General features: G+C 73.4%; 22 protein-coding genes. 9 read left to right on the top strand and 13 right to left on the bottom strand.

The features are described 5' to 3' along the window. The 3 genes from ACFV3E_RS42285 to ACFV3E_RS42275 all read right to left on the bottom strand — a co-directional run. A partial coding sequence (locus ACFV3E_RS42285) for an ATP-binding protein (RefSeq protein ID WP_500541218.1) occupies positions 1-360 on the bottom strand: 360 nt, incomplete at its 3' end. Positions 361-424: 64 nt separating this feature from the next. After that, positions 425-1,138 (bottom strand): SDR family NAD(P)-dependent oxidoreductase, encoded by a 714-nt coding sequence (locus ACFV3E_RS42280; protein ID WP_500541216.1) that lies wholly within the window; start codon positions 1,136-1,138, stop codon positions 425-427. 104 nt (positions 1,139-1,242) lie between these two features. Continuing rightward, positions 1,243-2,157 carry a LysR family transcriptional regulator gene (locus ACFV3E_RS42275; protein WP_500541214.1) on the bottom strand — a complete coding sequence of 305 codons (915 nt, stop codon included), beginning with the start codon at positions 2,155-2,157 and terminating at the stop codon, positions 1,243-1,245. Positions 2,158-2,360: 203 nt separating this feature from the next. Between ACFV3E_RS42275 and ACFV3E_RS42270 the strand changes: the two genes are divergently transcribed. Continuing rightward, positions 2,361-2,981: a TetR/AcrR family transcriptional regulator gene (locus ACFV3E_RS42270; RefSeq protein WP_500541212.1), complete on the top strand. Its 621-nt coding sequence runs from the start codon at positions 2,361-2,363 to the stop codon at positions 2,979-2,981. A 66-nt stretch (positions 2,982-3,047) separates the two neighbouring features. Here the strand turns inward: ACFV3E_RS42270 and ACFV3E_RS42265 are convergent, their stop codons facing one another. The 8 genes from ACFV3E_RS42265 to ACFV3E_RS42230 form a co-directional block, all read right to left on the bottom strand. Further along, positions 3,048-3,491, bottom strand: a complete 444-nt coding sequence (locus ACFV3E_RS42265) for a VOC family protein (RefSeq protein WP_500541210.1) — start codon at positions 3,489-3,491, stop codon at positions 3,048-3,050. Positions 3,492-3,633: 142 nt separating this feature from the next. Then, a complete protein-coding gene (locus ACFV3E_RS42260; RefSeq protein ID WP_500541208.1) occupies positions 3,634-4,419 on the bottom strand; it encodes an alpha/beta fold hydrolase in 786 nt (261 codons plus the stop codon). 70 nt (positions 4,420-4,489) lie between these two features. Further along, a complete protein-coding gene (locus tag ACFV3E_RS42255) occupies positions 4,490-5,041 on the bottom strand; it encodes a dihydrofolate reductase family protein (protein ID WP_500541206.1) in 552 nt (183 codons plus the stop codon). 39 nt (positions 5,042-5,080) lie between these two features. Next, the gene (gene kdpA, locus ACFV3E_RS42250; protein WP_500541204.1) at positions 5,081-6,709 is read right to left on the bottom strand and encodes a potassium-transporting ATPase subunit KdpA; all 1,629 of its coding nucleotides are present in this window, start codon (positions 6,707-6,709) and stop codon (positions 5,081-5,083) included. Continuing rightward, on the bottom strand, positions 6,706-7,548 hold the full coding sequence (locus tag ACFV3E_RS42245; protein ID WP_500541202.1) for a potassium-transporting ATPase subunit C: 843 nt from the start codon (positions 7,546-7,548) through the stop codon (positions 6,706-6,708). Before ACFV3E_RS42245 ends, kdpA begins: the two co-directional genes overlap by 4 nt. Before the next feature lie 2 nt (positions 7,549-7,550). Then, positions 7,551-9,710: a potassium-transporting ATPase subunit KdpB gene (gene kdpB, locus ACFV3E_RS42240; RefSeq protein ID WP_500541200.1), complete on the bottom strand. Its 2,160-nt coding sequence runs from the start codon at positions 9,708-9,710 to the stop codon at positions 7,551-7,553. A gap of 209 nt (positions 9,711-9,919) precedes the next feature. Next, positions 9,920-11,257 (bottom strand): diaminopimelate decarboxylase, encoded by a 1,338-nt coding sequence (lysA, locus tag ACFV3E_RS42235; protein WP_500541198.1) that lies wholly within the window; start codon positions 11,255-11,257, stop codon positions 9,920-9,922. A gap of 13 nt (positions 11,258-11,270) precedes the next feature. Next, positions 11,271-11,681: an SAV_915 family protein gene (locus tag ACFV3E_RS42230; protein WP_500541197.1), complete on the bottom strand. Its 411-nt coding sequence runs from the start codon at positions 11,679-11,681 to the stop codon at positions 11,271-11,273. Positions 11,682-11,918: 237 nt separating this feature from the next. On the opposite strand from ACFV3E_RS42230, the gene ACFV3E_RS42225 reads away from it, so the two are divergent. The 3 genes from ACFV3E_RS42225 to ACFV3E_RS42215 all read left to right on the top strand — a co-directional run bounded on the left by ACFV3E_RS42225 (position 11,919) and on the right by ACFV3E_RS42215 (position 13,689). After that, the gene (locus tag ACFV3E_RS42225) at positions 11,919-12,461 is read left to right on the top strand and encodes a universal stress protein (protein WP_500541195.1); all 543 of its coding nucleotides are present in this window, start codon (positions 11,919-11,921) and stop codon (positions 12,459-12,461) included. A gap of 250 nt (positions 12,462-12,711) precedes the next feature. Next, positions 12,712-13,377, top strand: coding sequence for a DUF1707 SHOCT-like domain-containing protein (locus ACFV3E_RS42220; protein WP_500541193.1), 666 nt, complete (start codon positions 12,712-12,714; stop codon positions 13,375-13,377). Between the two features lie 84 nt (positions 13,378-13,461). Then, positions 13,462-13,689 carry a hypothetical protein gene (locus ACFV3E_RS42215; RefSeq protein WP_500371872.1) on the top strand — a complete coding sequence of 76 codons (228 nt, stop codon included), beginning with the start codon at positions 13,462-13,464 and terminating at the stop codon, positions 13,687-13,689. 460 nt (positions 13,690-14,149) lie between these two features. Here ACFV3E_RS42215 and ACFV3E_RS42210 read toward each other — a convergent pair whose 3' ends face one another. Then, complete coding sequence (locus tag ACFV3E_RS42210; RefSeq protein WP_500541191.1) at positions 14,150-14,668, bottom strand: GNAT family N-acetyltransferase; 519 nt, start codon at positions 14,666-14,668, stop codon at positions 14,150-14,152. 102 nt (positions 14,669-14,770) lie between these two features. Between ACFV3E_RS42210 and ACFV3E_RS42205 the strand changes: the two genes are divergently transcribed. The 4 genes from ACFV3E_RS42205 to ACFV3E_RS42190 all read left to right on the top strand — a co-directional run bounded on the left by ACFV3E_RS42205 (position 14,771) and on the right by ACFV3E_RS42190 (position 17,779). Beyond that, positions 14,771-15,172, top strand: a complete 402-nt coding sequence (locus ACFV3E_RS42205) for a hypothetical protein (protein WP_500541189.1) — start codon at positions 14,771-14,773, stop codon at positions 15,170-15,172. A gap of 104 nt (positions 15,173-15,276) precedes the next feature. Beyond that, positions 15,277-15,927, top strand: a complete 651-nt coding sequence (locus tag ACFV3E_RS42200) for a thioredoxin-like domain-containing protein (RefSeq protein WP_500541187.1) — start codon at positions 15,277-15,279, stop codon at positions 15,925-15,927. Positions 15,928-15,974: 47 nt separating this feature from the next. Then, the gene (locus ACFV3E_RS42195) at positions 15,975-16,562 is read left to right on the top strand and encodes a DUF305 domain-containing protein (protein ID WP_500541238.1); all 588 of its coding nucleotides are present in this window, start codon (positions 15,975-15,977) and stop codon (positions 16,560-16,562) included. A gap of 212 nt (positions 16,563-16,774) precedes the next feature. After that, positions 16,775-17,779 carry a cation diffusion facilitator family transporter gene (locus tag ACFV3E_RS42190; protein WP_500541185.1) on the top strand — a complete coding sequence of 335 codons (1,005 nt, stop codon included), beginning with the start codon at positions 16,775-16,777 and terminating at the stop codon, positions 17,777-17,779. A 9-nt stretch (positions 17,780-17,788) separates the two neighbouring features. On the opposite strand, the gene kdpB (ACFV3E_RS42185) is transcribed toward ACFV3E_RS42190, so the two are convergent. After that, positions 17,789-19,945 (bottom strand): potassium-transporting ATPase subunit KdpB, encoded by a 2,157-nt coding sequence (gene kdpB, locus ACFV3E_RS42185; protein ID WP_500541183.1) that lies wholly within the window; start codon positions 19,943-19,945, stop codon positions 17,789-17,791. Between the two features lie 439 nt (positions 19,946-20,384). Between kdpB (ACFV3E_RS42185) and ACFV3E_RS42180 the strand changes: the two genes are divergently transcribed. Next, the gene (locus ACFV3E_RS42180) at positions 20,385-21,203 is read left to right on the top strand and encodes an SDR family NAD(P)-dependent oxidoreductase (protein ID WP_500333300.1); all 819 of its coding nucleotides are present in this window, start codon (positions 20,385-20,387) and stop codon (positions 21,201-21,203) included. Positions 21,204-21,437 lie beyond the last annotated feature (234 nt).

Raw genomic sequence — 21,437 nt, 5'->3', positions numbered from 1 at the left:
CTCCCTGCCGCCGGACGAACACGGCCCCGCGTCGGTGACCTCGATCCGCAGGGCGCGGCGTCCCTCTCCCAGGACGAGGCGCAGCTCGGCGGGCGAGGTGCCGTGCGTGACGGCGTTGGTGACCAGCTCGGAGACGACCAGGAGGGCGTCGCCCGCGGCCTCCTCCGCCACCTCCGGCAGGTCCAGGGCGCTGCGCACCTGCCGCCGAAGGGTGCCGAGCTCGCGCGGGTCGTGCCGGACGGGGAAGCACAGGACGGCGTCGCGTGCCCGCCCGTGGCGCGGCCACCACGGGCGGGGCGCCGCGGGCAGGACGTCCAGGAGTCGTTCCAGGCCGTACCTGGCCCGACGGCCGGTGGGCACGTCACGACCGGCGTCCTCCGTGGCGGAAGGCCCTGCCTCCCACCACGGCGGAGGCCGCCGCACGTCAGCGGCCCGCGCTCTGGCCGCCGTCGACCGGGAGCACCACACCGGTCACGAAGGGCGCCCTCTCCAGGTACAGGACGGCCTGGACGATGTCGTCGATCTCGCCCATGCGCCCCACCGGGTGCAGGCCCGCCAGCATCTCGTGGGTCTCCACCGGGTGCATCGGGGTCTTGATCGTCCCCAGCGCCACCGCGTTCGCCCGGATGCCCTGGGTCGCGTACTCGGTCGCCAGTGCCTTCGTGGCCGACTGCAGGCCGCCCTTCGTCAGGGACGCCAGCACGGACGTCACCTTCGCGTCCGGCTGGTCACCGAGGCTGCTGGAGATCTGGACGACGTGTCCCCCGCCCTGCTGGAGCATCCGCTCCACCGCCAGCTGCGTGATCCGGAAGAAGCCGTCCAGGTTCACCGCCATCACTGCCCGGTAGTCCTCCTCGGTGTACTCCGTGAACGGCTTCGCCACGAAGATCCCCGCGTTGTTGACCAGCGTGTCCACCCGGCCGAACCGCTCCACCGCCGTCGCGATCACCCGCTCCGCGGTGCCCCGCTCCGCGATGTCCCCCCGCACCGCCACCACCCCCGGGTCCGCCGACTCACCGATGTTGCGCGACGTGGCCACCACCGCGTACCCCAGCTTCCGGTACGCCTCGACCAGACCGGCACCGATGCCCTGCGACGCACCGGTGACGACCGCGACCTTCTGACCCTCAACGTTCATGACCTGCTCCCGATGGATGGGGTGGGGACTGCGCCGGCTAGATAGCCGACCGGTCACCTATAACCGCGAGGACCGAGCGACAATTCCGGCATACAGCCGAAAATCTATCGCTTGTAGGGATCTCCGTCGGGGAGCCAGACGCCCGGGCCGTGGATGCCGAGGTCGCCCACGCCCTCGGCCAGGGCGTCCACCACGGCCAGCACCGAGTCGCGGACCTCGTCGGCGCGCCACACCAGCGACCATGTCCAGTAGACCTGGGGCGCGATCACCGGCCGTTTGACCAGGTCCGGGGGGAGCGGGGTGGTCTGGCCCTTGGGGGAGTTGACGACCGGACCGCGGCAGCGGCGGACGTGGTCGAAGAACCCGCTGCCGGTGATCCCGCCGTCGGAGGTACGGATCGTGCGGGCCCCCGTGTCGGCGGCGAAACGCTCCGCGTAGACGTTCCACGACTGCCAGGTGGTGGTGTCCTCGTCGAGGAGGACGACGGTGTCCTCGGCCCGGACGGCACTGGTGTCGTCGCCGGTGGAGACCGCGTAGAGCAGATCCGCGCCCAGGAGCCGGGACCGCAGGCCGCACCGCTCCAGGTCCGCCGTCTGCACCCAGCAGATCGCGAGGTCCAGGCCGCCCTCGGCCACCCGGGCGGCCTGGGTGTGGGAGGGCCCGATCCACGCGTCCACGTGCAGCCGGGCCACCGCGGACGCACGGGCCGCCAGGTCGGCGGGGAGCCAGTTGGTGTAGCCGAGCCGCACCGCCTCCGAGCCGGCCAGCTGCTTGGCGCGGCGCCCCACGTCGTCGGCGCGCTCCAGCAGTGCCCGGACGTGCGGCAGCAGCGCCGAGCCCGCGGGGGTGATCGACACCGAGCGGCGGTCGCGGTCGAAGAGCCTGACCCCCAGGTCGCGTTCGAGCGCCTTGATCTGCTGGGACAGTGAGGGCCCGGCGATCAGGAGCCGTTCGGCCGCCCTCCCGAAGTTCAGCTCCTCGGCGACCGCGACGAAATACCGAAGTTGACGCAGCTCCACGCCGCCATGCTAGGGCCTGGCCTGCCGGATCTCCGCCACGGGGGGCGCGTGGGAGTCGCAGCCTCGCAGCAGGGAGGAAACCGGTCCTGGCGCGTGCCCCGCCGGCGCGCCCAGGATGGGGGCCGGTCGGGATTCCCGGCCGGGGGAAGCAGCGGGACCGGCCGGTCGACGACACAATAGTCGATCGGTCGTATACTGCTGTCATGGGACGCACAAGTGATGCCAGGGAGAAGATCATCACTGCCGCGCAGACGCTCATCGAGCAGCGCGGCTACTCTGCGCTGGGGGTGGCCGAGATCTGCAAGGCGGCCGGGGTGCCCAAGGGCAGCTTCTACTACTTCTTCGAGTCCAAGGAAGCCCTCGCCCTGACCGTCATCGACGAGCACTGGGCGGCGCAGAGGCGCGAGTGGACCCGCATCCTGGGCGCCGACGAGGCGCCCCTGGAGCGGCTGCGCCGGCTGTTCGAGGCGACCGAGGAGAGCCAGCACGTGGGCCAGCAGTCCTGCGGCACCGTCTCCGGGTGCATGTTCGGCAACCTGACGCTGGAGATGAGCAACCAGACCGAGTCCATCCGTGGACGGCTGCAGGAGATCTTCGAGACGCAGGTCGACATGATCGACGAGGTCGTCACCGAGGCCCGTGAGCGGGGCGATGTCACCGTCGCCGACACCCACGCGGCCGCGGCGTCGATCGTCGCCCAGCTCGAGGGACAGGTGCTCTTCGCCAAGCTGTACAACGACACCGGGCGCCTCAGCCCGCTGTGGACGAACTGCCTCGCCATCCTCGGCGTGACCGGGCCTCAGAAGGCCGTCGCCACCGTGTGAAGGTTCTGGCGCCGCGGGCGCGGCGCGCGCCCGCCGCGCGGAACCGTACGGCGCCAGGAGCGGAGGTCAGCGGCCCGGCAGCCGCTCCGTGATCTCCTGGAACACCCATTCGTTGCCGTCGGGGTCGTTGAACGACGCGAAGGAGCAGTAGCTGCGTCGCTCCGCGTCGGCACCGGACACGCGTCCTTCCGTCCCCGCACGGTGGAAGATCCCCCCGGCGTCATGGAACGGTTCGCCCACCTCGACCCCGCGCCCCACGAGCTCCTCGCGGGCGGCGACCACGTCCTCCACGATCAGGTGGAGGCCCTGGACCGAGCCGGGCGCCGCCGAGCTGACCCCGGTGCCGAAGATGACCGAGCAGAGCGAGCCGGGCGGGGTCACCTGGACCACGCGGAAGTCCTCGCCGGTGGTGAGGTCCGCGTCCAGCCGCCAGCCGAGGCCCACGTAGAAGTCCTTGGCCCGGTCGACGTCGGCGACGGGCACCACCACGACCTCGAGTTTCATGTCCACAGGGGCTGCTCCTTTCCCTTGCCCCGTCCGGCGTGCGGGGGCACGTCGGACGTCCACGGTCCGCGGGGATGATCCCTACCCCCGCGCCCCCGCGTGCGGACGGGGCGGACGGGAGCGCCACCGCGTTGGCGGTGCGGCGTCCCTAGCGGGCGAGGAAGGGAAGCAGCGCGGCCGTCACGTCGGCGGGGGCGTCCATGGCGACGAGGTGGGCCGCGTCCGGGAACTCGGCCAGGGTGGCGCCGGGGATCGTGGCGGCGTAGCGGCGGGCGATGTCCTGGAAGTCCGGCACGTCGAGGAGGCCGATGCCGATCAGGGTGGGCACGGAGAGGGTGGCGACGTCGCCGTCCGCGCGGCCCCGTGAGTGCGCCTCGACCGTGCCTTGGTGGGTCAGCGCCGTCCGCAGCGGCCCGCGCAGCCGGTCGGCCGCCCCGGCGGGGACCTCGTCCCATCCGCGGGCCGGGCCGCGCAGCCACATGTCCAGGTTGACGCGGACCGCGGCCTCGTGGTCGCCCGCCGCGAGCGCCTCGGTCTCGGCCTCGTCGTAGGCGATCATCTGCGGCGACCAGTCGTACCCTGGCCACGGCGGGGAGAAGACGGCCAGGGAGTGGACGCGTCCGGGGTGGGCGAGCGCGAAGTCGAGTGCCACGCGGCCGCCGAAGGACGCGCCGACCACGCGGGCGCGGTCGAGGCCGAAGTGGTCCAGGACGCGGCGCAGGTCGTCGTGTTCGCTGAACGGGCCGGCCGGTGGCGGGGACTGGCCGAAGCCGCGCAGGTCGTAGCGGATGACGGTGTGGTGCTGCGCGAGGCCGGGCACGACCCCGTCCCACATCCGGTGGTCGGCGACGCCGGCGTGCACGAGGACGACGGGCGGCCCGTCCCCCGTCACCGTGCAGGCGAGACGTCCGAGTTCGTCGGCGAGTATGAGCATCCGCAGATGCTCGCACGGAACCGCGCCGCGCCGCGCATCGCAGGCACCGGTACCGGGACCGGCACCGGCCTCAGCGCGTCATGTACGTGAGGTAGGCGAACTGGCCGACCCGCTCGACGCCCGTCAGCCGCAGCCGGGCCGAGGTCAGCCGCCTCGGCAGCAGCGGCGCGCCGGCGCCGAGGGTGACCGGGGCGACGCCCAGGATCAGGTCGTCCAGCAGTCCGTGGTCGGCGAAGGAGCCGGCCAGTTCACCGCCGCCCACCAGCCAGATGTTCCGGCCCCCGGCGGCGGTGGTCATGGCCTCGTGGACGGCGCGGACGTCGCCGCGCACGCAGGTGACGTCCGCCCCGGGGACGGCGGGCAGGTCCCGGTGGGTGAAGACCCAGGCCGGGGTGGTGCCGTAGTACTCGGTCCACTTCCCGGGCCGCTCCAGGAGCCGGTCGTGTTCCAGGATCCACTCGTACGTGGTGGCGCCCATCGCGAAGGCCCCGACGCCGTCGAAGAAGGCCCTGAAGCGCTCGAAGCCCTCCCCCTCGACCTCGAAGAGCCAGTCGAGGGAGTCGTCCGGGTCGGCGATGAAGCCGTCGAGGCTGGTCGCGGTGAAGTACTGGGTCCTCGTCACCCCCTCAGCTTCGCATCGGGGGGTGACCGGCCGTCGGCACTACAGCAGTCCTTCCGCCACGGGGCCGAGGGACAGGACGGGCAGGAAGTTCAGCAGGGCGAGGACCAGGGCGGCGCCGGTGGCCAGGACGACGAAGTTGACCCCGTGCGGGCGCAGGGTGCCGACCGTCACCACGCCGGCCCGCTGGCGCGCGAGGCGTCCCGCCAGGGCGAGGACGAACACCACGGGGACGTAGCGGCCGATCAGCATGGCGACGACCATCAGCAGGTTGTGCAGGTCGGTGGCGCCGTTGAAGCCGGCCATCGCGCTGCCGTTGCCGGCCGTGTTGCTGGTGTACGCGTAGACGAGTTCGGTCAGGCCGTGCGGGCCGGGGTTGCCCATCGAGGAGCGCCCGCCGGGCAGGGCGACGGCGATGGCCGAGCACACCAGGATCGCGGTGGGCGCGACGAGCGCGTAGAGCACGACGTACCGCATCTCCCCGGTGCCGATCCGCTTGCGCAGGTACTCGGGCGTGCGGCCGACCATCAGGCCGCCGACGAAGACCGCGACGAGGACGGCCACGAGCAGTCCGTACAGGCCGCTGCCGGTGCCGCCGGGCGCGATCTCGCCGAGCATCATGCCCGCCAGCAGGACGCCGCCGCCGAGGCTGGAGAAGCTGTCGTACGAGGAGTTGGCGGCGCCGTCCGCCGAGGCCGTGGCCGACACGCCGAACAGGGTGCTCGCCGGGACGCCGAACCGGGTCTCGGTGCCCTCGGTCTGGCCGCCCACCGCGGCGCTGACGGTGCCGGTGTGGGCGCTCTGGGCGAGGTTGGCGGCGGCCAGCAGCAGGCCGAAGAGGATGCCGACCACCGCGAGGAGGGTCCAGCTCTGCTTCAGGCTGCCGACGAGCCGGCCGTAGGTGCGGATCAGGGCGGTCGGGATGAGGAGCATGAGCACGATCTCGAGCGTGTTGCTCCAGGCCGAGGGGTTCTCCAGGGGGTGGGCGCTGTTGGCGTTGAAGACACCGCCGCCGTCCCCCGACATCAGCTTGATGGACTCCCAGGAGCCGACGGGGGCGGCGAGCTGGTCGCTCCCCGACAGGTGCTGCGGCGCGCCGAGCGCGATCAGCAGGAGTCCGGAGACGACCGCGAGGGGCAGGAAGACGCGGAAGACGCTGCGGACGAGGTCGACCCAGAAGTTGCCGAGCCGGTCGGTGTCGCGCCGGACCAGCCCGCGGACGAGGGCCAGCGCGACGCAGATGCCGACGGCGCCGGAGGCGAACGCCTGGGTGCCCAGGCCCGCCATGACGGCGAGGTGGCCGGTGGTGGACTCGCCCGCGTAGTTCTGCCAGCTGGTGTTCGTGGTGAAGCTGACGGCGGTGTGCAGGGCGAGCCGCCACGGCATGCCGTCGCGGCCGAGCGACCACGGCAGCCGGTCCTGCAGGGTGAGCAGGGCGAACAGGGCGGCGATGCTCACGGCCGAGAAGGCCAGCAGCGCGAACAGGTAGTGCCGCCAGTCCTGTTCTCTGTCGGGGTCGACGCCGCACAGGCGGTAGAGGGCGCGCTCGGGTCTCAGGTGGCGGCCGCCCTCGAGGGCGCGTGCCATGTAGTCGCCGAGCGGGACGTGGAGGCCCACCACGACGGCGATGACGAGGGAGGCCTGGATCCAGCCGTACATGTCTGCTCTCACGCTCCGCGCGTCGGGTGGGTGCGGTCCAGGGCTGCGTTGAGCTCGACGACGTTCACGGCGGGCTCGCCGAGCACGCCGAGGGCGCGACCGGTGGTGTACTTCGCGATCAGGGCGCGCACGGTGTCCTCGCCGACCGCCCGCTCGCGGGCGACGCGGGGTGCCTGGAGCCCCGCGTACGCGGGGCTGATGTCGGGGTCGAGGCCGCTGCCGCTCGCGGTCACCGCGTCGGCGGGGACCGCGGGGCGGGCCGGGGCGTCGCCGCGTACGGGGGTGACGACGGCGCGGGTGTGGTCGGCGCCGGGTGCCGCGCAGCGGACGGCCACGTGCTCGTAGCTCGTGAGGAACGGCTGGGCGGGGCAGGGCTGGTTGAGACTGACGACGCGCGTCACGCGGCCCGTGGTGCCGCCCTCGCGGAAGACGCCGAGCACGGCGCCGACGCCGTCGGGCGTGCAGTAGGGGCGGGAGCCGTCGACGTGCTCCAGCTCACCGACCGCCTTGCTGCGCGAGCACACCTGGGTGAGCAGGCTGGGCTTGCCGGGGGTGTCGACGACGCTCTCGGCGCCCTGGTTGCCGGCGCCGGAGGCCGCGGTGTCGTAGCCGTCGCCCGCGTTGGAGGGGCGCGACTGGAAGTAGCCGGGCAGCGGGTTGCCCTGGGAGTCGGTGTAGGCCTTGCCGATGAGGGCGCCGCGTGACGAGGCGTCACGCAGGCCCGGCACCTGGGCGAGCAGCGTCATGCCGAGGGGGTAGGCCAGTCCGACGAGGAGGGTGAGCGCGAGCACCACGCGGACGGCGGCGAGGTGGTGCGCGGCCCAGCGGGGCAGCGTGGAGGTACGGGCCATGGTCAGATCCCCGGGATGAACTGGACGAGGGCGACGTCGATGAGCTTGATCGCGAGGAACGGCACGACCACACCGCCGAGGCCGTACACCCACAGGTTGCGGGTGAGCAGCGAGGAGGCACTGCTGGGCCGGTAGCGCACGCCCCGCAGGGCGAGCGGGATCAGCGCGACGATGACGACGGCGTTGAAGACGACGGCCGAGAGGATCGCCGAGGCGGGCGAGTGCAGCCGCATGATGTTCACGGCGCCGAGGGCCGGGTAGACCCCGCCGAACATCGCGGGGAGGATCGCGAAGTACTTGGCGATGTCGTTGGCGATCGAGAAGGCCGTCAGCGCGCCGCGGGTGATGAGGAGTTGCTTGCCGATCTCGACGATCTCCACGATCTTCGTGGGGTCGGAGTCGAGGTCGACCATGTTGCCGGCCTCCTTGGCGGCCGAGGTGCCGGTGTTCATGGCGACGCCCACGTCCGCCTGGGCCAGTGCCGGGGCGTCGTTGGTGCCGTCGCCGGTCATGGCGACGAGGTGGCCGCCGGCCTGCTCGTGCTTGATCAGGGCGAGCTTGTCCTCGGGGGTCGCCTCGGCGAGGAAGTCGTCCACGCCCGCCTCCTCGGCGATGGCACGGGCGGTCACCGGGTTGTCGCCGGTGATCATCACGGTGCGGATGCCCATCCGGCGCATCTCCTCGAAGCGTTCGCGCAGCCCGGGCTTGACGACGTCCTTGAGGTGGATGACGCCCAGGACGCGCGCGGGACCGCCGCCTGCCGGGAGTTCTGCGACGGCGAGCGGCGTCCCGCCCGCGGCGGACACCTGCTCGACGTACACGTCCATGCCCGCGGGGACCGTGCCGCCCTCGTCGCGGACCCAGGCGGCGACCGCGGCGGCGGCACCCTTGCGCAGCTTCCTGCCTCCGGGGAGGTCCACCCCGGACATGCGGGTGGTGGCGCTGAAGGCCACCCACCGGGCGTCGGGCAGGTCGATCTCGTCGGCCTTGTGGTGGGACAGCGCGTAGTGGTCGCGGGCGTGGGCGACGATGGAGCGTCCCTCTGGGGTCCGGTCGGCGAGGCTCGACAGCAGCGCGGACCGGGCGAACTGTTCGGGCTCGACGGCCCCGACCGGCAGGAAGGCGCTCGCCTGCCGGTTGCCGTAGGTGATGGTGCCGGTCTTGTCGAGCAGGAGCGTGTTCACGTCGCCCGCGGCCTCGACGGCGCGGCCGGAGGAGGCCAGGACGTTGCGCTGCACCAGGCGGTCCATTCCCGCGATGCCGATGGCCGACAGCAGGGCGCCGATCGTCGTCGGGATGAGGCAGACGAGCAGCGAGACCAGGACGATGCCGGTGACGCCGTCGGCGGTCATCGCCGCGCTGTCGGGGGCGGCGCCCATGAAGCCCTTGGAGAAGATCGCCATGGGCTGCAGGGTGACGACGGCGACCAGGAAGACGAAGGTCAGCATGACGAGCAGCAGGTTGAGGGCGAGCTCGTTCGGCGTCTTCTGCCGGTTGGCGCCCTCGACCAGGCCGATCATCCGGTCCAGGAAGCTGCGTCCGGACTCCTGGGTGATGCGTACGACGATGCGGTCGGACAGCACCTTGGTGCCGCCTGTGACGGCCGAGCGGTCGCCGCCCGCCTCGCGGATGACGGGTGCGGACTCGCCGGTGATGGCGGACTCGTCGACGCTGGCGACGCCCTCGACGACGTCGCCGTCACCAGGGATCGTCTCCCCGGCCTCGACGGCGATGGTGTCACCGCGGCGCAGCGCGATGGCGTGCACCACCTTCTCGCCGTCCTCCGTCAGCCGGCGGGCGGTGGTCAGCTTGCGCATGCGGCGCAACGAGTCGGCCTGGGCCTTGCCGCGGCTCTCGGCGACGGCCTCGGCGAGGTTGCCGAAGACGACGGTCAGCCAGAGCCACACCGTGATCAGCCAGCCGAACACGGTCGGATGGACGAGGGCCAGCCCGGTGGTCAGGGCCGCACCGACCTCGGTGACGAACATGATCGGGTTGCGGACCAGTGTCACCGGGTTGAGCTTGCGCAGGGCGTCGGGAAGGGCGAGCCACAGCTGTCCGGGGTCGAGCAGTCCTGCGCCGACACGGCGCTTCCCGTCGGCCTCGGTGGGAAGGGCGGGGCTTTCACGGTCCGGTCTGACGGGTGCGGGTGCGGTGGTCATCGGATTCCCTCCGCGACGATCAGGCGGACGGTGTACTCCACACTCACCGGACTCTCTCTTCTTGTGGATCGGGACCCGTGGACCGGGCCTCTTGGAACGGAAAGGGGCATGGGGCACCTCCGGGCAGGGGGACGCGGGGACATCACCTGCCCGGAGGGCGTTCGGACGGCGTCGTGGACGCCTGGTCGTGGGGCCTTGGGGCCCGGGGCTCAGAGCCCGATGTCGCGGTTGCGGAAGTCGGCCAGCGACTCGCGGCGGACCAGCAGCCGGGCCCGGCCCTCGTGGACCGCGACGACCGGCGGACGGCCGACGAGGTTGTACGTGGACGCCATCGACAGGTGGTAGGCGCCCGCGACCGGCACCGCCAGCAGGTCCCCGGGCCGGACGTCGGCCGGGAGGGGCACCGCGGAGGCGAGGATGTCACCGGCCTCGCAGTGCCGGCCGACCACGGTCATCAGGGCCGGCTCCTCCGTGGAGTGACGGCCGATCAGCCGGGGGCTGTAGCGCACCCCGTACAGCGCGGGCCGGGGGTTGTCGCTCATGCCGCCGTCGACGGCCACGAAGGTCTGTCCGCCGGTGCGCTTGACCGACAGCACGTGGTACAGCGCGACACCGGCGGGGCCCACGATCGCGCGGCCGGGCTCCACCGTCAGCCGCGGCACCGGCAGCCCGGCGGCCGCGCAGCCCTCGGCGAGCTCGGCGCGTATCCGCGCGGACAGCGTCGTCAGGTCCATCGCCGCCTCGCCCGGCCGGTAGGCGACCGCGTGCCCGCCGCCCAGGTCCAGCTCCGGCAGCGTGACGCCGTGCTGCCTGCGTACGGCGGCCAGCAGCCCGACCAGCCGGCGCACGGCCGCGAGGTACGGCTTGACGCTGCTGATCTGCGAGCCCAGGTGGCAGTGGAGACCCACCAGTTCCAGTCGCGGCTGCTCCAGCACGCGCGCGATGGCGTGCTGCGCCGATCCGTCGGCCAGGGACAGCCCGAACTTCTGGTCGTCGGTGCCGGTGCGCACCGCGTTGTGGTGACCGGCGGCGATGCCCGGCACGATGCGGAGCAGCACCTTCTGCCGGCCCCCCGGCGAGACGTGGGCGGCCAGCCGGGCGATCTCGCCGGTGCTGTCGATCACGATCCGGCCCACGCCGAGGCGGAGCGCCGTGGCCAGGTCCTCCGGGCTCTTGGCGTTGCCATGGAGCAGGATGCGCTCCGGGGGGAAGCCGGTGACGACCGCGAGCTCGAGCTCCCCGGCCGAGCAGACGTCGAGGCCGAGGCCCTCCTCGTCCACCCAGTGGGCCATGGCACGGCACATGAAGGCCTTGGCGGCGTACAGCACGTCGCCGTCGGGGAAGGCCGCGCGGTAGGCGCGGCAGCGGTCGCGTACCTCGCCCTCGTCCAGGACGTAGGCGGGGGTGCCGAAGCGTTCGGCGATCTCCGTGAGGGCGACCCCGCCCACGGTGACCTCACCGTGGGGGGCGGAGGAGGCGGACGCGGGCCACACCGACAGGTCGGCGTCGGGGTACGCGGTCTCCAGGTGCTCGGTGACGAGAGTCATGACGGCGCTCCTTTCAGCCGATCCACAGGGCCAGGGCGTCGACCAGCGCGACCGCGCCGGTGACCCTGAGGACCCCGAGAGTCTGGGGGTCGAGCCGGCGACCGGTCTCCTCCGGTACGTCCGACACGGCGGGTGCGGCGAACTGCGGGTCCACGGTCAGTGCCGTGACGCCGAGCGGCCGGGCCAGCGACCGCAGCGCGGATTCCGACAGGGTGATCCACTGCTGGTCGGGGCCGAGCGTCTCGGTGAGGCGCTCGGTGGTGGTGAAGCCGACGGCCGTCCGGCCGCCCAGGGGCGTGCGGAACATGCGCGCGACGCATCCCACGGGTCCCGGCCGGACGGGGACGTACAACGTCTCCCGGTGTCGTCCGGCCGGGGACGGATCCGAAGGCTCGGGGTCGTCCCCGTGCATGAGCTCTGTCATGGCTTCCTCCTGCTGCGGCACCTGCTGCGGTTCCTGGGGCGCCCCGGCCGGGGCCGGCGGTCCGGGACGCACCAGGGACGCTATGCCCGCCGTCCGGGGGGTGAGTGCGATCCCTGACGCGACGTTTACGGCGAGCGCGCGAACGTTAACGGCGCGGCTCTCGGGGGTGGGGCGGACGGCGTCAGGATCGCGACAAGGACCCCTGGTCCGCGCGTTTCCGGGCGTTTCATGGGAGGCATGAGTGAGGTCCGCGAAGAGTGCGTCGTCGTCGGCGTCAGCGGCTCCTTTGGGAGCGTGGCGGCGCTGCGCCGGGCCGCCGAGGAGGCCCGGCGGCGCGAGTGCGTGCTGACCGTGGTCACCGCCTGGGAGGCGGCCTGGGACGGTGCCGGTGCGACCCAGAGCCGGTGGCCGCCGCCCCCGCCGGACCCCGACCGGTGGCGCCGGCTGGCCCGGCGCCGGCTCCTCATGGCCCTGGACGCCGCCTTCGACGGCGACCTGCCGCTGGACCCCCCGCTGCGTCCGGTCCTCGCGCTGGGCCGCGCGGGACCGGCGCTGGTGGAGGTGGCCGGCGAGGGCGCGGGACTGCTCGTGGTCGGTGCCGGTTCCCACGGCCCCTGGCGGCGGCTCTTCGCGCCGTCCGTCGCGGCCCACTGCTTCACGCACGCCCGCTGCCCGGTCCTGGCCGTGCCGTCCGCGCCCGGACTGCCCTCGGCCCGGGGTGGCGGGAGCGGCCGGCGGTTCGGTGCCAGATGGCGCCGGCATGGATTCGTCACCCCCTGAGCCCTGCACCACGAGGGTCACCACCGCCAGGCCTTGCCCCGCGGCGGTACAACGCCGCACCCAACGCGGCGGGTTGGAAAACGGTCGGCGTCACGCGCCAGGCAGGGCCGCGCCCAGGACCGGCACCACGCGGAGGAGGACGGCGGTCCGCGGGTGCGGGCTTGGCTGGCGACCAGGACGCGATATAGCGTTAGTTCGCGACCTGTGTATCGCGTCTCACCGAAGCCGCCGACCAGAACGGGGTGGGGACATGCCGGAAGAGATCCCGCCCCCGGGTCGGCCGTCCGCTACGGGCGCGCCGCTCGCACCGCCCCCGTTGCGGGCCTCGCACGCGGACCGGGACCGGGTGGTGGACGTCCTGACCGTGGCCGCGGGCGACGGGCGGCTGTCCGCAGACGAGCTGGACGAGCGCCTGGAGGCCGCCCTGTCGGCCCGTACGCTCGACGAACTGGCACCGCTCACCGCCGACCTTCCGGCGGCCGCGGGGGTGCCGGGCGTGGCCGCCGCGGACGTCAAGGACGTGGTCCGGGTCGACCATCGCGGGGGTTCGTTCCGCCGCGTCGACCGGTGGGTCGTGCCGCGGCGCATGGAGGTCCGGTCCGAGTGGGGCGAGGTGCTGCTCGACTTCACCCGCGCCGTGATCACGCAGGACACCCTCCGCGTCGACGTGGACGTCCGCGGCGGCTCCCTGGTACTGGTGACGCGGCCCGGGATCGTGGTGGACGCCGACGAGCTGACCGTCAGCTTCGGCAAGGTGGACATCAGGCCGGCGGCCGGCCCGACGACACCGGTGGCCCTGCGGGTGGAGCTGGTGGGTGAGCTGGAGTTCGGGCAGGTGCGGGCGCGTCCGCCGCGGCGGACGTTCCTGCGGTGGCTCTTCCGCCGTCCCGCCGCACTCCCGGCGCTCAGCGGCTGATCCGGCGCGCGGCCACGGTGCGGGCGCCCCCGTTCCGGCCGTCTCGTCCCGCGACGGGACCGGAGCCCGCGATACTGACCGGCGATGAGCCTCCGCATGGTGCCCCTGCGCTTCGGCATGCCCTACGGCGCGCCCTCCACCGGTCCGTCACGGGAGGTCTACGTCCCTCCCGTCGAGGCGGGGGACGACGGGTTCAGCGAACTGATCTTCGCGGCCGAGACCGTGGCGATCTGCGTCGTCGCCGCGTTGTTGGTCGTCTTCCTGGTGACGGACCGGCGGTCCCCCAAGCGGCGGGCCCGTCACCGCCGTTGACGCCGGCGGTCAGGCCGGAGCGCCCGCGCGCTGGCCGGACGGCGTCCGCGAACCGCTCGCCGAGTACCACCTCACCCGGTGGCGGACCGGCTGGGACGAGGACGGGAACGTCCACGACGTCGTCGCCGGCGAACTGCGCGACGCCCCCGCCCTCCCCGACGTACCGCTGATCGTGCTGTCCGCGATGGGCGTCGACCCCACCCAGGCCCACCTGTGGTCCGAGGACACCGTCCACGAGATGAACGCCGCCAAACTCGGCCTCCACACACGCCTCGCCGCCTCCGTCCCCCGCGGCGGGCACCGCGTCATCGGCGACGCCGGGCACGGCTGGCTCCACGAGGAACGAACGACCCGACGCGGTCCTGGAGGCACTGCGAGACCTCCTGCGCTCCGCCCGGGCGGCCTCGGCCCCGGCCGGCTGAAAGGCCCGGGCACCTCGCGTCGCGCCGCGCCGCGCGCCCTAACGCGGGGCGCCGAACTCGATGCGCCAGTCGTTGCTGCGCATCAAGGTGCCGCTGCCCCTGGGGTACTCGAAGTCGCAGGCGCCGCGCAGGGTGAACCCCAGGCGGCGGCACAGGGCGTTCGACGGCGCGTTCCGCACGGACGGGAAGGCGTGCAGCGCGTGGGGAGCTCCCGTGGTGCGGGCGGCCTCGCGCACGACGGCGATCAGCGCGGCACCGGCCGCGGCGGCGATGCCCCTGCCCTGGTACGGCGGCAGGACGTTCCACCCGGTTTCGTAGACCGGTTCGCCCTGCCAGTCCCGGCGGTGGTACGCGATGCTGCCCACCGGCTCGTCGCCGAGGAGCACGGCGTACATGCGGCCCAGCCCGGCTTCCGGCAGGGCCAGGTAGCGCTCGTGCCGGGCAAGCAGCCGCTCCTCGGGCTCGGGGCCTCCGACGTGCCGCCGCATCTCCGGGGTGTTGATCCGCCGCAGGAGCGGAAGGGCCGCCTCCGACCAGGGCTCCAGGTGAACGTCCATGCGGAGCAGCCTGTCAGGGCCCCGTGGCGCCCTGCACCTCGGTTTCCCCGGGGGCGCACCCGGCGCGGGTACGGCGCGTGGCGGCGGGTACGATCTGCCGCGATGCGCAGTGACGGAGGAGCCGGCCGAGGCGGTGCGATACCCGCCCGCCTGAGCGGTGTTGTCCTCGTCCTGTGCGGGCTGCTCGCCGCCCTCGCGGTCTGCGGCCACTCCGGGGCGCCGGACGACGCGTACGGCCCCGCGCGGACCCTCGTCTCCTCGCACGTCGCGTACGTCGCCGACGAGGTGTGCACGGACGGCCATGACCCCGGCAGGCGCGGCAACGGCTGCTCCCCCGTGGAGCACACTCCGGTGACCCTGGGCTCCGCGCCCCTGCCGGGCCTCGCCGGCGCGGAACCGCCGTCGGTGTGGCCGCCCGCGGTCGCCGCCGCGGGACTGCGTGCGCCGTCCCCCGGCACCGTGCGCCCCCTCGACCTGCACATGCTCCAGATCCAGCGGACGTAGAAGGGCCGAACGCGCCGGCGGCGACCGCCGGTGCGCGCCGTACGTCATCCGACCCTTCACCAGCACCGCCGTGTCATCGACGCGGCGGGGAATCAGGACATGCCATGGGTTCCCCCCATTCCAAGGCCAGGGCCACCGACCGCCGTGCGCGCGTCGAGGAGATACGCCGCCAGGAGCAGGCCCGCGAACGCCGCAACCGGATCATCACCATCACCGCCTGCACGGCCATCCTCGTCGGGCTGGTCGGTGGCGGCGTCTACCTGGTCAACTCCGCCGGCAACGACGGCGGGGAGAGCGGGAAGGCCGCGGCCGCCGGCTCCATCAGCGGGGAGAAGACGTGGTCCGGGCTCACGCAGAACCACGTGAACAAGACCGTCGACTACCCCATGAGCCCGCCCGCCGGCGGCGACCACAACCCCGTCTGGCAGAACTGCAACGGCGACGTCTACGACAAGCCCGTCACCAATGAGAACGCCGTGCACGCCCTGGAGCACGGCGCGGTGTGGGTCACGTACACCGACAAGGCGTCGGACGCCGACGTCAAGACGCTCGGCGCCCGCGTCTCGAAGACCCCGTATTCCCTGATGAGCCCCTACGCGGACCAGGCCTCACCGATCACCCTCACCGCGTGGGGCCACCAGTTGGGCGTCACCAAGGCCGACGACCCGCGCGTGGCGACCTTCTTCGACACCTATGTGCAGGGCGACCAGACCCCCGAGCCCGGCGCGCCCTGCACCGGGGGCAAGGCCTCGTGACCGCCGCCCGGGGCGCGGGCAGACCGCTGCTCGCGCTCGCCGGCGCCATGGCGCTGGTCGTGGTCGCGGCCCTGGCCTTCACCCTGCTCACGGCACGGCCCAGCAGCGGGGGCACCCCGGCCACGGACTCACCCGACGCCGGCTTCGCGCGCGACATGGCGATCCACCACCAGCAGGCGGTGGAGATGTCCCTGATCGTCCGCGACCGCACGGACGACGAGGACGTCCGCAGGCTCGCCTACGACGTCATCAACACCCAGGCCAACCAGCGCGGCATGCTGCTCGGCTGGCTGGACGTCTGGGGGCTGCCCAAGTCGTCGTCGAAGCCGCCCATGACGTGGATGGGCCACGACATGGCCTACGCGCCCCACGACGGGTCGCTGATGCCGGGCATGGCCACGGACACCGAACTGCGACGGCTCGACGCGGCACGGGGCAAGGCCGCCGCGGTCCTCTACCTCCACCTGCTCACCGCCCACCACAAAGGCGGCGTGGAGATGGCCGCCGCGGCCGCCGACCTCGCCCGGACCGACCAGGTACGGCGCTTGGCGGCGGGCATGGTCCAGGGCCAGGAGGCGGAGATACGCCTGATGGCCGACATGCTCGCGGCCCGCGGCGCGAGCCCGAACGCCTGACCCCGCCGGGGGCGCTCCCGGAGGCCGCCCGCCTCCGGGGCCCCCGGCGGTCCCGCGGCCGGAGCCGGCCGCGTCATGATCGGCCGGGCGTCGGTGCAGGTCACCGCCGTCTTATCGAAGTTGACAACGGTCACCGGTGCAGTCTTTGCCGATCGGTGTGCCGATGTGCTTCCCTGCGGGTGTCGTACCTGGAACGGGGAGGTCGCCGCACCATGAACGCGCACGATCACGAGCATGGGCATGGGCATGGGCACGGTCACGGGGTGACCGAGAACGCCGACCGGCGCTGGCTGGGGCTCGCGCTGGGCCTGATCGCCGGCTTCATGGCCGTCGAAGTCGTCGTCGGTCTGCTGGTGGGGTCCCTCGCGCTGCTCTCCGACGCCGCGCACATGCTCACCGACGCCGCCTCGATCGTGCTGGCGCTCGTCGCGATGCGGCTGGCGGCGCGCCCGGCGCGGGGCGGTTTCACGTACGGGCTCAAGCGCGCCGAGATCCTCTCGGCGCAGGCGAACGGCATCACCCTGCTGCTGCTCGCCGCGTGGCTGGCGTACGAGGCGGTGCGGCGGCTCGTCTCGCCGCCCGACGTGGCGGGCGGCCCGGTGCTGGTCACCGCGCTGGCCGGAGTGGTCGTCAACGTCGGCGCGGCATGGTGCCTGTCGCGGGCCAACCGCACGTCCCTCAACGTCGAGGGCGCGTTCCAGCACGTGCTGAACGACCTGTACGCCTTCATCGGCACCGCCGTGGCGGGCCTGGTCGTCCTGCTGACCGGATTCGTCCGCGCCGACGCCATCGCGACGCTCGTGGTGGTCGGCCTGATGCTCAAGGCGGGGTGCGGACTGGTGCGCGACTCCGGGCGGATCTTCCTGGAGGCGGCCCCGGCAGGGCTGGACCCGGACGAGGTGGGCGACCGGCTCGCCGCCCACGACGCCGTCACCGAGGTCCACGACCTGCACATCTGGACCATCACCTCCGGCCAGCCCGCCCTGTCTGCGCACGTCCTGGTCGAGCCGGGCGGTGACTGCCATGCCGTCCGGCGCGACCTGGAGCACCTGCTCGGCTCGGACTACGGGCTCACCCACACCACCCTGCAGGTCGACCACGCGCCCGCCGAACTCCTCACCGTGGGCGGTGCCCCGGACGCCGCGGCCGGCAGGGCGGACGGCCACTGCGGCGAGGCGCACGGCCCGGTGCACCGCGCCGTGCCGCACGGGCACTGACCCACCCGCTCAGCCGAGGCCCGGCACGAACTGCACCACGGCCATGTCGATGAGCTTGATGCCCAGGAACGGCAGGGCCAGCCCGCCGAGTCCGTACACCAGCAGGTTGCGCCGCAGCAGGTCGCCCGCCGAGGAGGGCGTGTAGCGGACGCCGCGCAGCGCCAGCGGGATCAGCGCCACGATGATGAGGGCGTTGAAGATGATCGCCGAGGTGATCGCGGACGACGGGCTGTGCAGCCGCATGATGTTGAGGGCGGACAGCCCGGGATAGGTCGCCGCGAACATCGCGGGGATGATCGCGAAGTACTTCGCCACGTCGTTGACGATGGAGAAGGTCGTCAGGGCACCCCGAGTGATGAGCAGTTGCTTGCCGACCTCGACGATCTCGATCAGCTTGGTGGGGTCGGAGTCCAGGTCCACCATGTTCCCGGCCTCCTTGGCGGCCGAGGTGCCGGTGTTCATGGCCACGCCCACGTCCGCCTGGGCCAGCGCCGGTGCGTCGTTGGTGCCGTCACCGGTCATCGCGACCAGGTTGCCGCCGGCCTGCTCCCGCTTGATGAGGGCCAGCTTGTCCTCCGGGGTAGCCTCGGCGAGGACGTCGTCGACGCCGGCCTCGTCGGCGATGGCGCGCGCGGTGAGCGGGTTGTCCCCGGTGACCATCACCGTGCGGATGCCCATCCGCCGCAGTTCCGCGAAGCGTTCACGGATGCCGTCCTTGACGACGTCCTTGAGGTGGACGACACCGAGGACCCGCGCGCCGTTCCAGTCGTCGAGGGCCACCAGCAGCGGGGTGCCGCCCGAGGCGCCGATGGCGTCCACCAGGTGGCCGGCCTCCTCGGGGACGTGGCCCCCGCGACCGGTGACCCAGCCGGCCACCGTGCCGGCCGCGCCCTTGCGCACGGAGGCGCCCGCGCCGTCCTCCCAGCGCAGGTCGACCCCGCTCATGCGGGTGCGGGCGGTGAAGGGCACGAAGCGGGTCTGTCCGAGCTCCCCCTCCGACGGGGCGCGCAGCCCGTACCGTTCCTTGGCCAGGACGACGATGGAGCGGCCCTCGGGGGTCTCGTCGGCGAGGCTGGAGACCTGCGCAGCCTGCGCGAGCTGCATGGCGTCGACGCCGGTGAGCGGGATGAACGCGGCGGCCCGGCGGTTGCCGAACGTGATGGTGCCGGTCTTGTCCAGCAGCAGGGTGGAGACGTCGCCGGCCGCCTCGACGGCGCGCCCGGACATCGCCAGCACGTTGCGCTGCACGAGGCGGTCCATGCCGGCGATGCCGATCGCCGAGAGCAGCGCGCCGATGGTCGTCGGGATCAAGGTGACCAGCAGGGCCACGAGGACGACGGTGCTCTGCGCCGCGTCCGCGTAGGCGGCCATCGGCTGGAGGGTGACGACGACCAGGATGAAGACGATCGTGAGCGACGCCAGCAGGATGTTGAGGGCGATCTCGTTGGGCGTCTTCTGCCGGGTGGCGCCCTCGACCAGGGCGATCATGCGGTCGAGGAAGGTCCGGCCGGGGCGGGAGGTGACGCGCACGACGATGCGGTCGGAGAGCACCTTCGTGCCGCCGGTGACCCCCGAACGGTCGCCGCCCGCCTCCCGGATCACCGGGGCGGACTCGCCCGTGATGGCCGACTCGTCGACGGCGGCGATCCCGTCGACGACCTCGCCGTCGCCCGGCACGGTCTCCCCGGCCTCGACGAGGACGACGTCGAACGGCTTCAGCTCGGCGGCGGGGATCGTCCGCTCGGTGTGGTCGCGGCCGTAGGGGCGCCAGCCGGTCAGCCTCCGGGCGACGGTGTCGGTCCTGGTGCGGCGCAGCGACTCGGCCTGGGCCTTGCCGCGGCCCTCGGCCACGGCCTCCGCCAGGTTGGCGAAGATCACGGTGAGCCAGAGCCAGGCGCTGATCACCCAGGCGAAGACGCTCGGGTGCACGACCGCCGAGGCGGTGGTCAGCGCGGCGCCGGTCTCCACGACGAAGAGGACGGGGTTGCGCACCATGCGGCGGGGGTCGAGCTTGCGCAGCGCCTCGGGCAAGGCCTCCAGGAGCAGGCGGGGATCCAGCAGGCCGGCGGACACCTTGCGCCTGCCGCCGCGGCGTACGGGCGGCTGTGCGGGCGGCTGTGCGGGCGGGGCCGGGGTGCGGTCGGTCGAGGGAGCCAGGGGCTGCATGCTCGGGGGTGCCTTCTGCTGGTCTGTTCACCGGTGGACGGCCACCAGCACACCCTCGCCGGGAGGACCGCGGCGCGCTCCTGACAGGTCCTTTGCGGTAGGGGAGGGCGATTCTGACGCGGCGTTGACGTGCCCGTGCGCGCGCCGGTGACGCCGCCACGGCGAGCGGGGGGCGCGCGTCAGGGCGTCGTCAGGAATCACGGCCGGTCCTTGTCCGCGGATCCGCCGCGGCGTTGGATGGGGAGGTGAACAGCGGTCCGCGCCATGACGACCGGCCACCCCATCGGGTGCCGCCGGTACCGCGCGCTGTCCTCCCGCCGGTGTCCTGAGGGCGCCGGTGCCCCGTGGTCGCCCCGGGCGGCCGCCCCTGTTCCCCGTACGCGAGCGCCGTCACCCCTGTGTCCGGTGCGATGTGGCGTACCGATCCACGGAGTGGTCCATGTCTGCGTCCTTCGTCCCCGTCGTCCCCCCGCGCACCGCCCTGGTCACCGGGGCGACGTCCGGCATCGGGTGGGAGACCGCCCGGCTGCTCGCCGAGCGGGGCTGCACGGTCATCGTCCACGGTCGCGACACGGAGTCGGCGCACCATGCGGTGGAGCGGCTGGTGGCGGCCGGCACCGAACGTGTCCGGTTGCGCCTGGCGGTCGCCGACTTCACCCGGCTCTCAGAGGTCCGCCACCTGGCGGCCACCGTGCGGGGCCTGCATCCCGCGCTGGACGTCCTCGTCAACAACGCCGCGGTCGTCGCGCCGGAGCGCCACACCCTCACGGCCGACGGCCACGAGATCTCCTTCCAGGTGAACTTCCTCGCGGCCTACCTGCTCACCCGTGAGCTGGCGGGCCCGCTGACGGCGCGCCCCGGCGCCCGGGTGGTCAACGTGTCGTCCGCGACGCACCGGTCGGCCTCCCTGGCGTGGAGCGACCTGAACCGTTCCCGCCGCTACTCGCGGCACGCCGCGTACGCCCAGTCGCAACTGGCCCTCACCGTCTTCGCCCGGGCGGCCGCGCCCGCCGGCGTCACGGCCGTCAGCGTGCACCCGGGGGTGTGCGAGACGCGTCTGCTGCCGCTGTACGCGCACGAGGGCGAGCCCGCCGCCGAGGGCGCCGCGCGGGTGGCCCGGCTGTGCGACCCGGAGACCGAACTCGTCCCGGGCGCCTACTACGACCGGGCCGCGCTCGCCCCGGCCGCCCGGACCGCGGTCGAGGACCGCACGGTGCGCCGTCTGTGCAAGGTCGCCGACCTGCTCGTCACCGCCTGAAGGGAGGACCACCGTGTCGAAGCGTGCCCGCAAGAAGAGGGCCAGGCGCAAGAAGGGCGCCGGCCACGGCAACAAGCCCGGCCAGGGCTGATGTCCTCACGGCGGTGCGGGGCCCCGGGGCGGCCGCCCCCGTGCGACCCCCCCGCCGGGTGCGCTCCCCGACCCCCGCGCGCGCCGCACGGGTGGGGGGCGGTGATGGGACCGCACCGCAGCGCCCGGCGGGTGGCCCCCCGC

The organism is Streptomyces sp. NPDC059718, from assembly GCF_042733315.1.
Taxonomy (GTDB): Bacteria; Actinomycetota; Actinomycetes; order Streptomycetales; family Streptomycetaceae; genus Actinacidiphila.
Note: the sequence above shows the minus strand (reverse complement) of the source record. Positions and strands in the feature narration are given on the sequence as shown.

Coding starts and splice junctions, on each gene's coding strand:
- ACFV3E_RS42205 (WP_500541189.1), top strand. CDS start 14,771: ATGCGCAGTGACGGAGGAGCCGGCCGAGGCGGTGCGATACCCGCCCGC.
- ACFV3E_RS42270 (WP_500541212.1), top strand. CDS start 2,361: ATGGGACGCACAAGTGATGCCAGGGAGAAGATCATCACTGCCGCGCAG.
- ACFV3E_RS42210 (WP_500541191.1), bottom strand. CDS start 14,668: ATGGACGTTCACCTGGAGCCCTGGTCGGAGGCGGCCCTTCCGCTCCTG.
- lysA (WP_500541198.1), bottom strand. CDS start 11,257: ATGACTCTCGTCACCGAGCACCTGGAGACCGCGTACCCCGACGCCGAC.
- ACFV3E_RS42215 (WP_500371872.1), top strand. CDS start 13,462: ATGAGCCTCCGCATGGTGCCCCTGCGCTTCGGCATGCCCTACGGCGCG.
- ACFV3E_RS42190 (WP_500541185.1), top strand. CDS start 16,775: ATGAACGCGCACGATCACGAGCATGGGCATGGGCATGGGCACGGTCAC.
- kdpB (WP_500541200.1), bottom strand. CDS start 9,710: ATGACCACCGCACCCGCACCCGTCAGACCGGACCGTGAAAGCCCCGCC.
- ACFV3E_RS42195 (WP_500541238.1), top strand. CDS start 15,975: ATGGCGCTGGTCGTGGTCGCGGCCCTGGCCTTCACCCTGCTCACGGCA.
- kdpB (WP_500541183.1), bottom strand. CDS start 19,945: ATGCAGCCCCTGGCTCCCTCGACCGACCGCACCCCGGCCCCGCCCGCA.
- ACFV3E_RS42180 (WP_500333300.1), top strand. CDS start 20,385: ATGTCTGCGTCCTTCGTCCCCGTCGTCCCCCCGCGCACCGCCCTGGTC.
- ACFV3E_RS42280 (WP_500541216.1), bottom strand. CDS start 1,138: ATGAACGTTGAGGGTCAGAAGGTCGCGGTCGTCACCGGTGCGTCGCAG.
- ACFV3E_RS42245 (WP_500541202.1), bottom strand. CDS start 7,548: ATGGCCCGTACCTCCACGCTGCCCCGCTGGGCCGCGCACCACCTCGCC.
- ACFV3E_RS42260 (WP_500541208.1), bottom strand. CDS start 4,419: ATGCTCATACTCGCCGACGAACTCGGACGTCTCGCCTGCACGGTGACG.
- ACFV3E_RS42220 (WP_500541193.1), top strand. CDS start 12,712: ATGCCGGAAGAGATCCCGCCCCCGGGTCGGCCGTCCGCTACGGGCGCG.
- ACFV3E_RS42200 (WP_500541187.1), top strand. CDS start 15,277: ATGGGTTCCCCCCATTCCAAGGCCAGGGCCACCGACCGCCGTGCGCGC.
- ACFV3E_RS42225 (WP_500541195.1), top strand. CDS start 11,919: ATGAGTGAGGTCCGCGAAGAGTGCGTCGTCGTCGGCGTCAGCGGCTCC.
- ACFV3E_RS42230 (WP_500541197.1), bottom strand. CDS start 11,681: ATGACAGAGCTCATGCACGGGGACGACCCCGAGCCTTCGGATCCGTCC.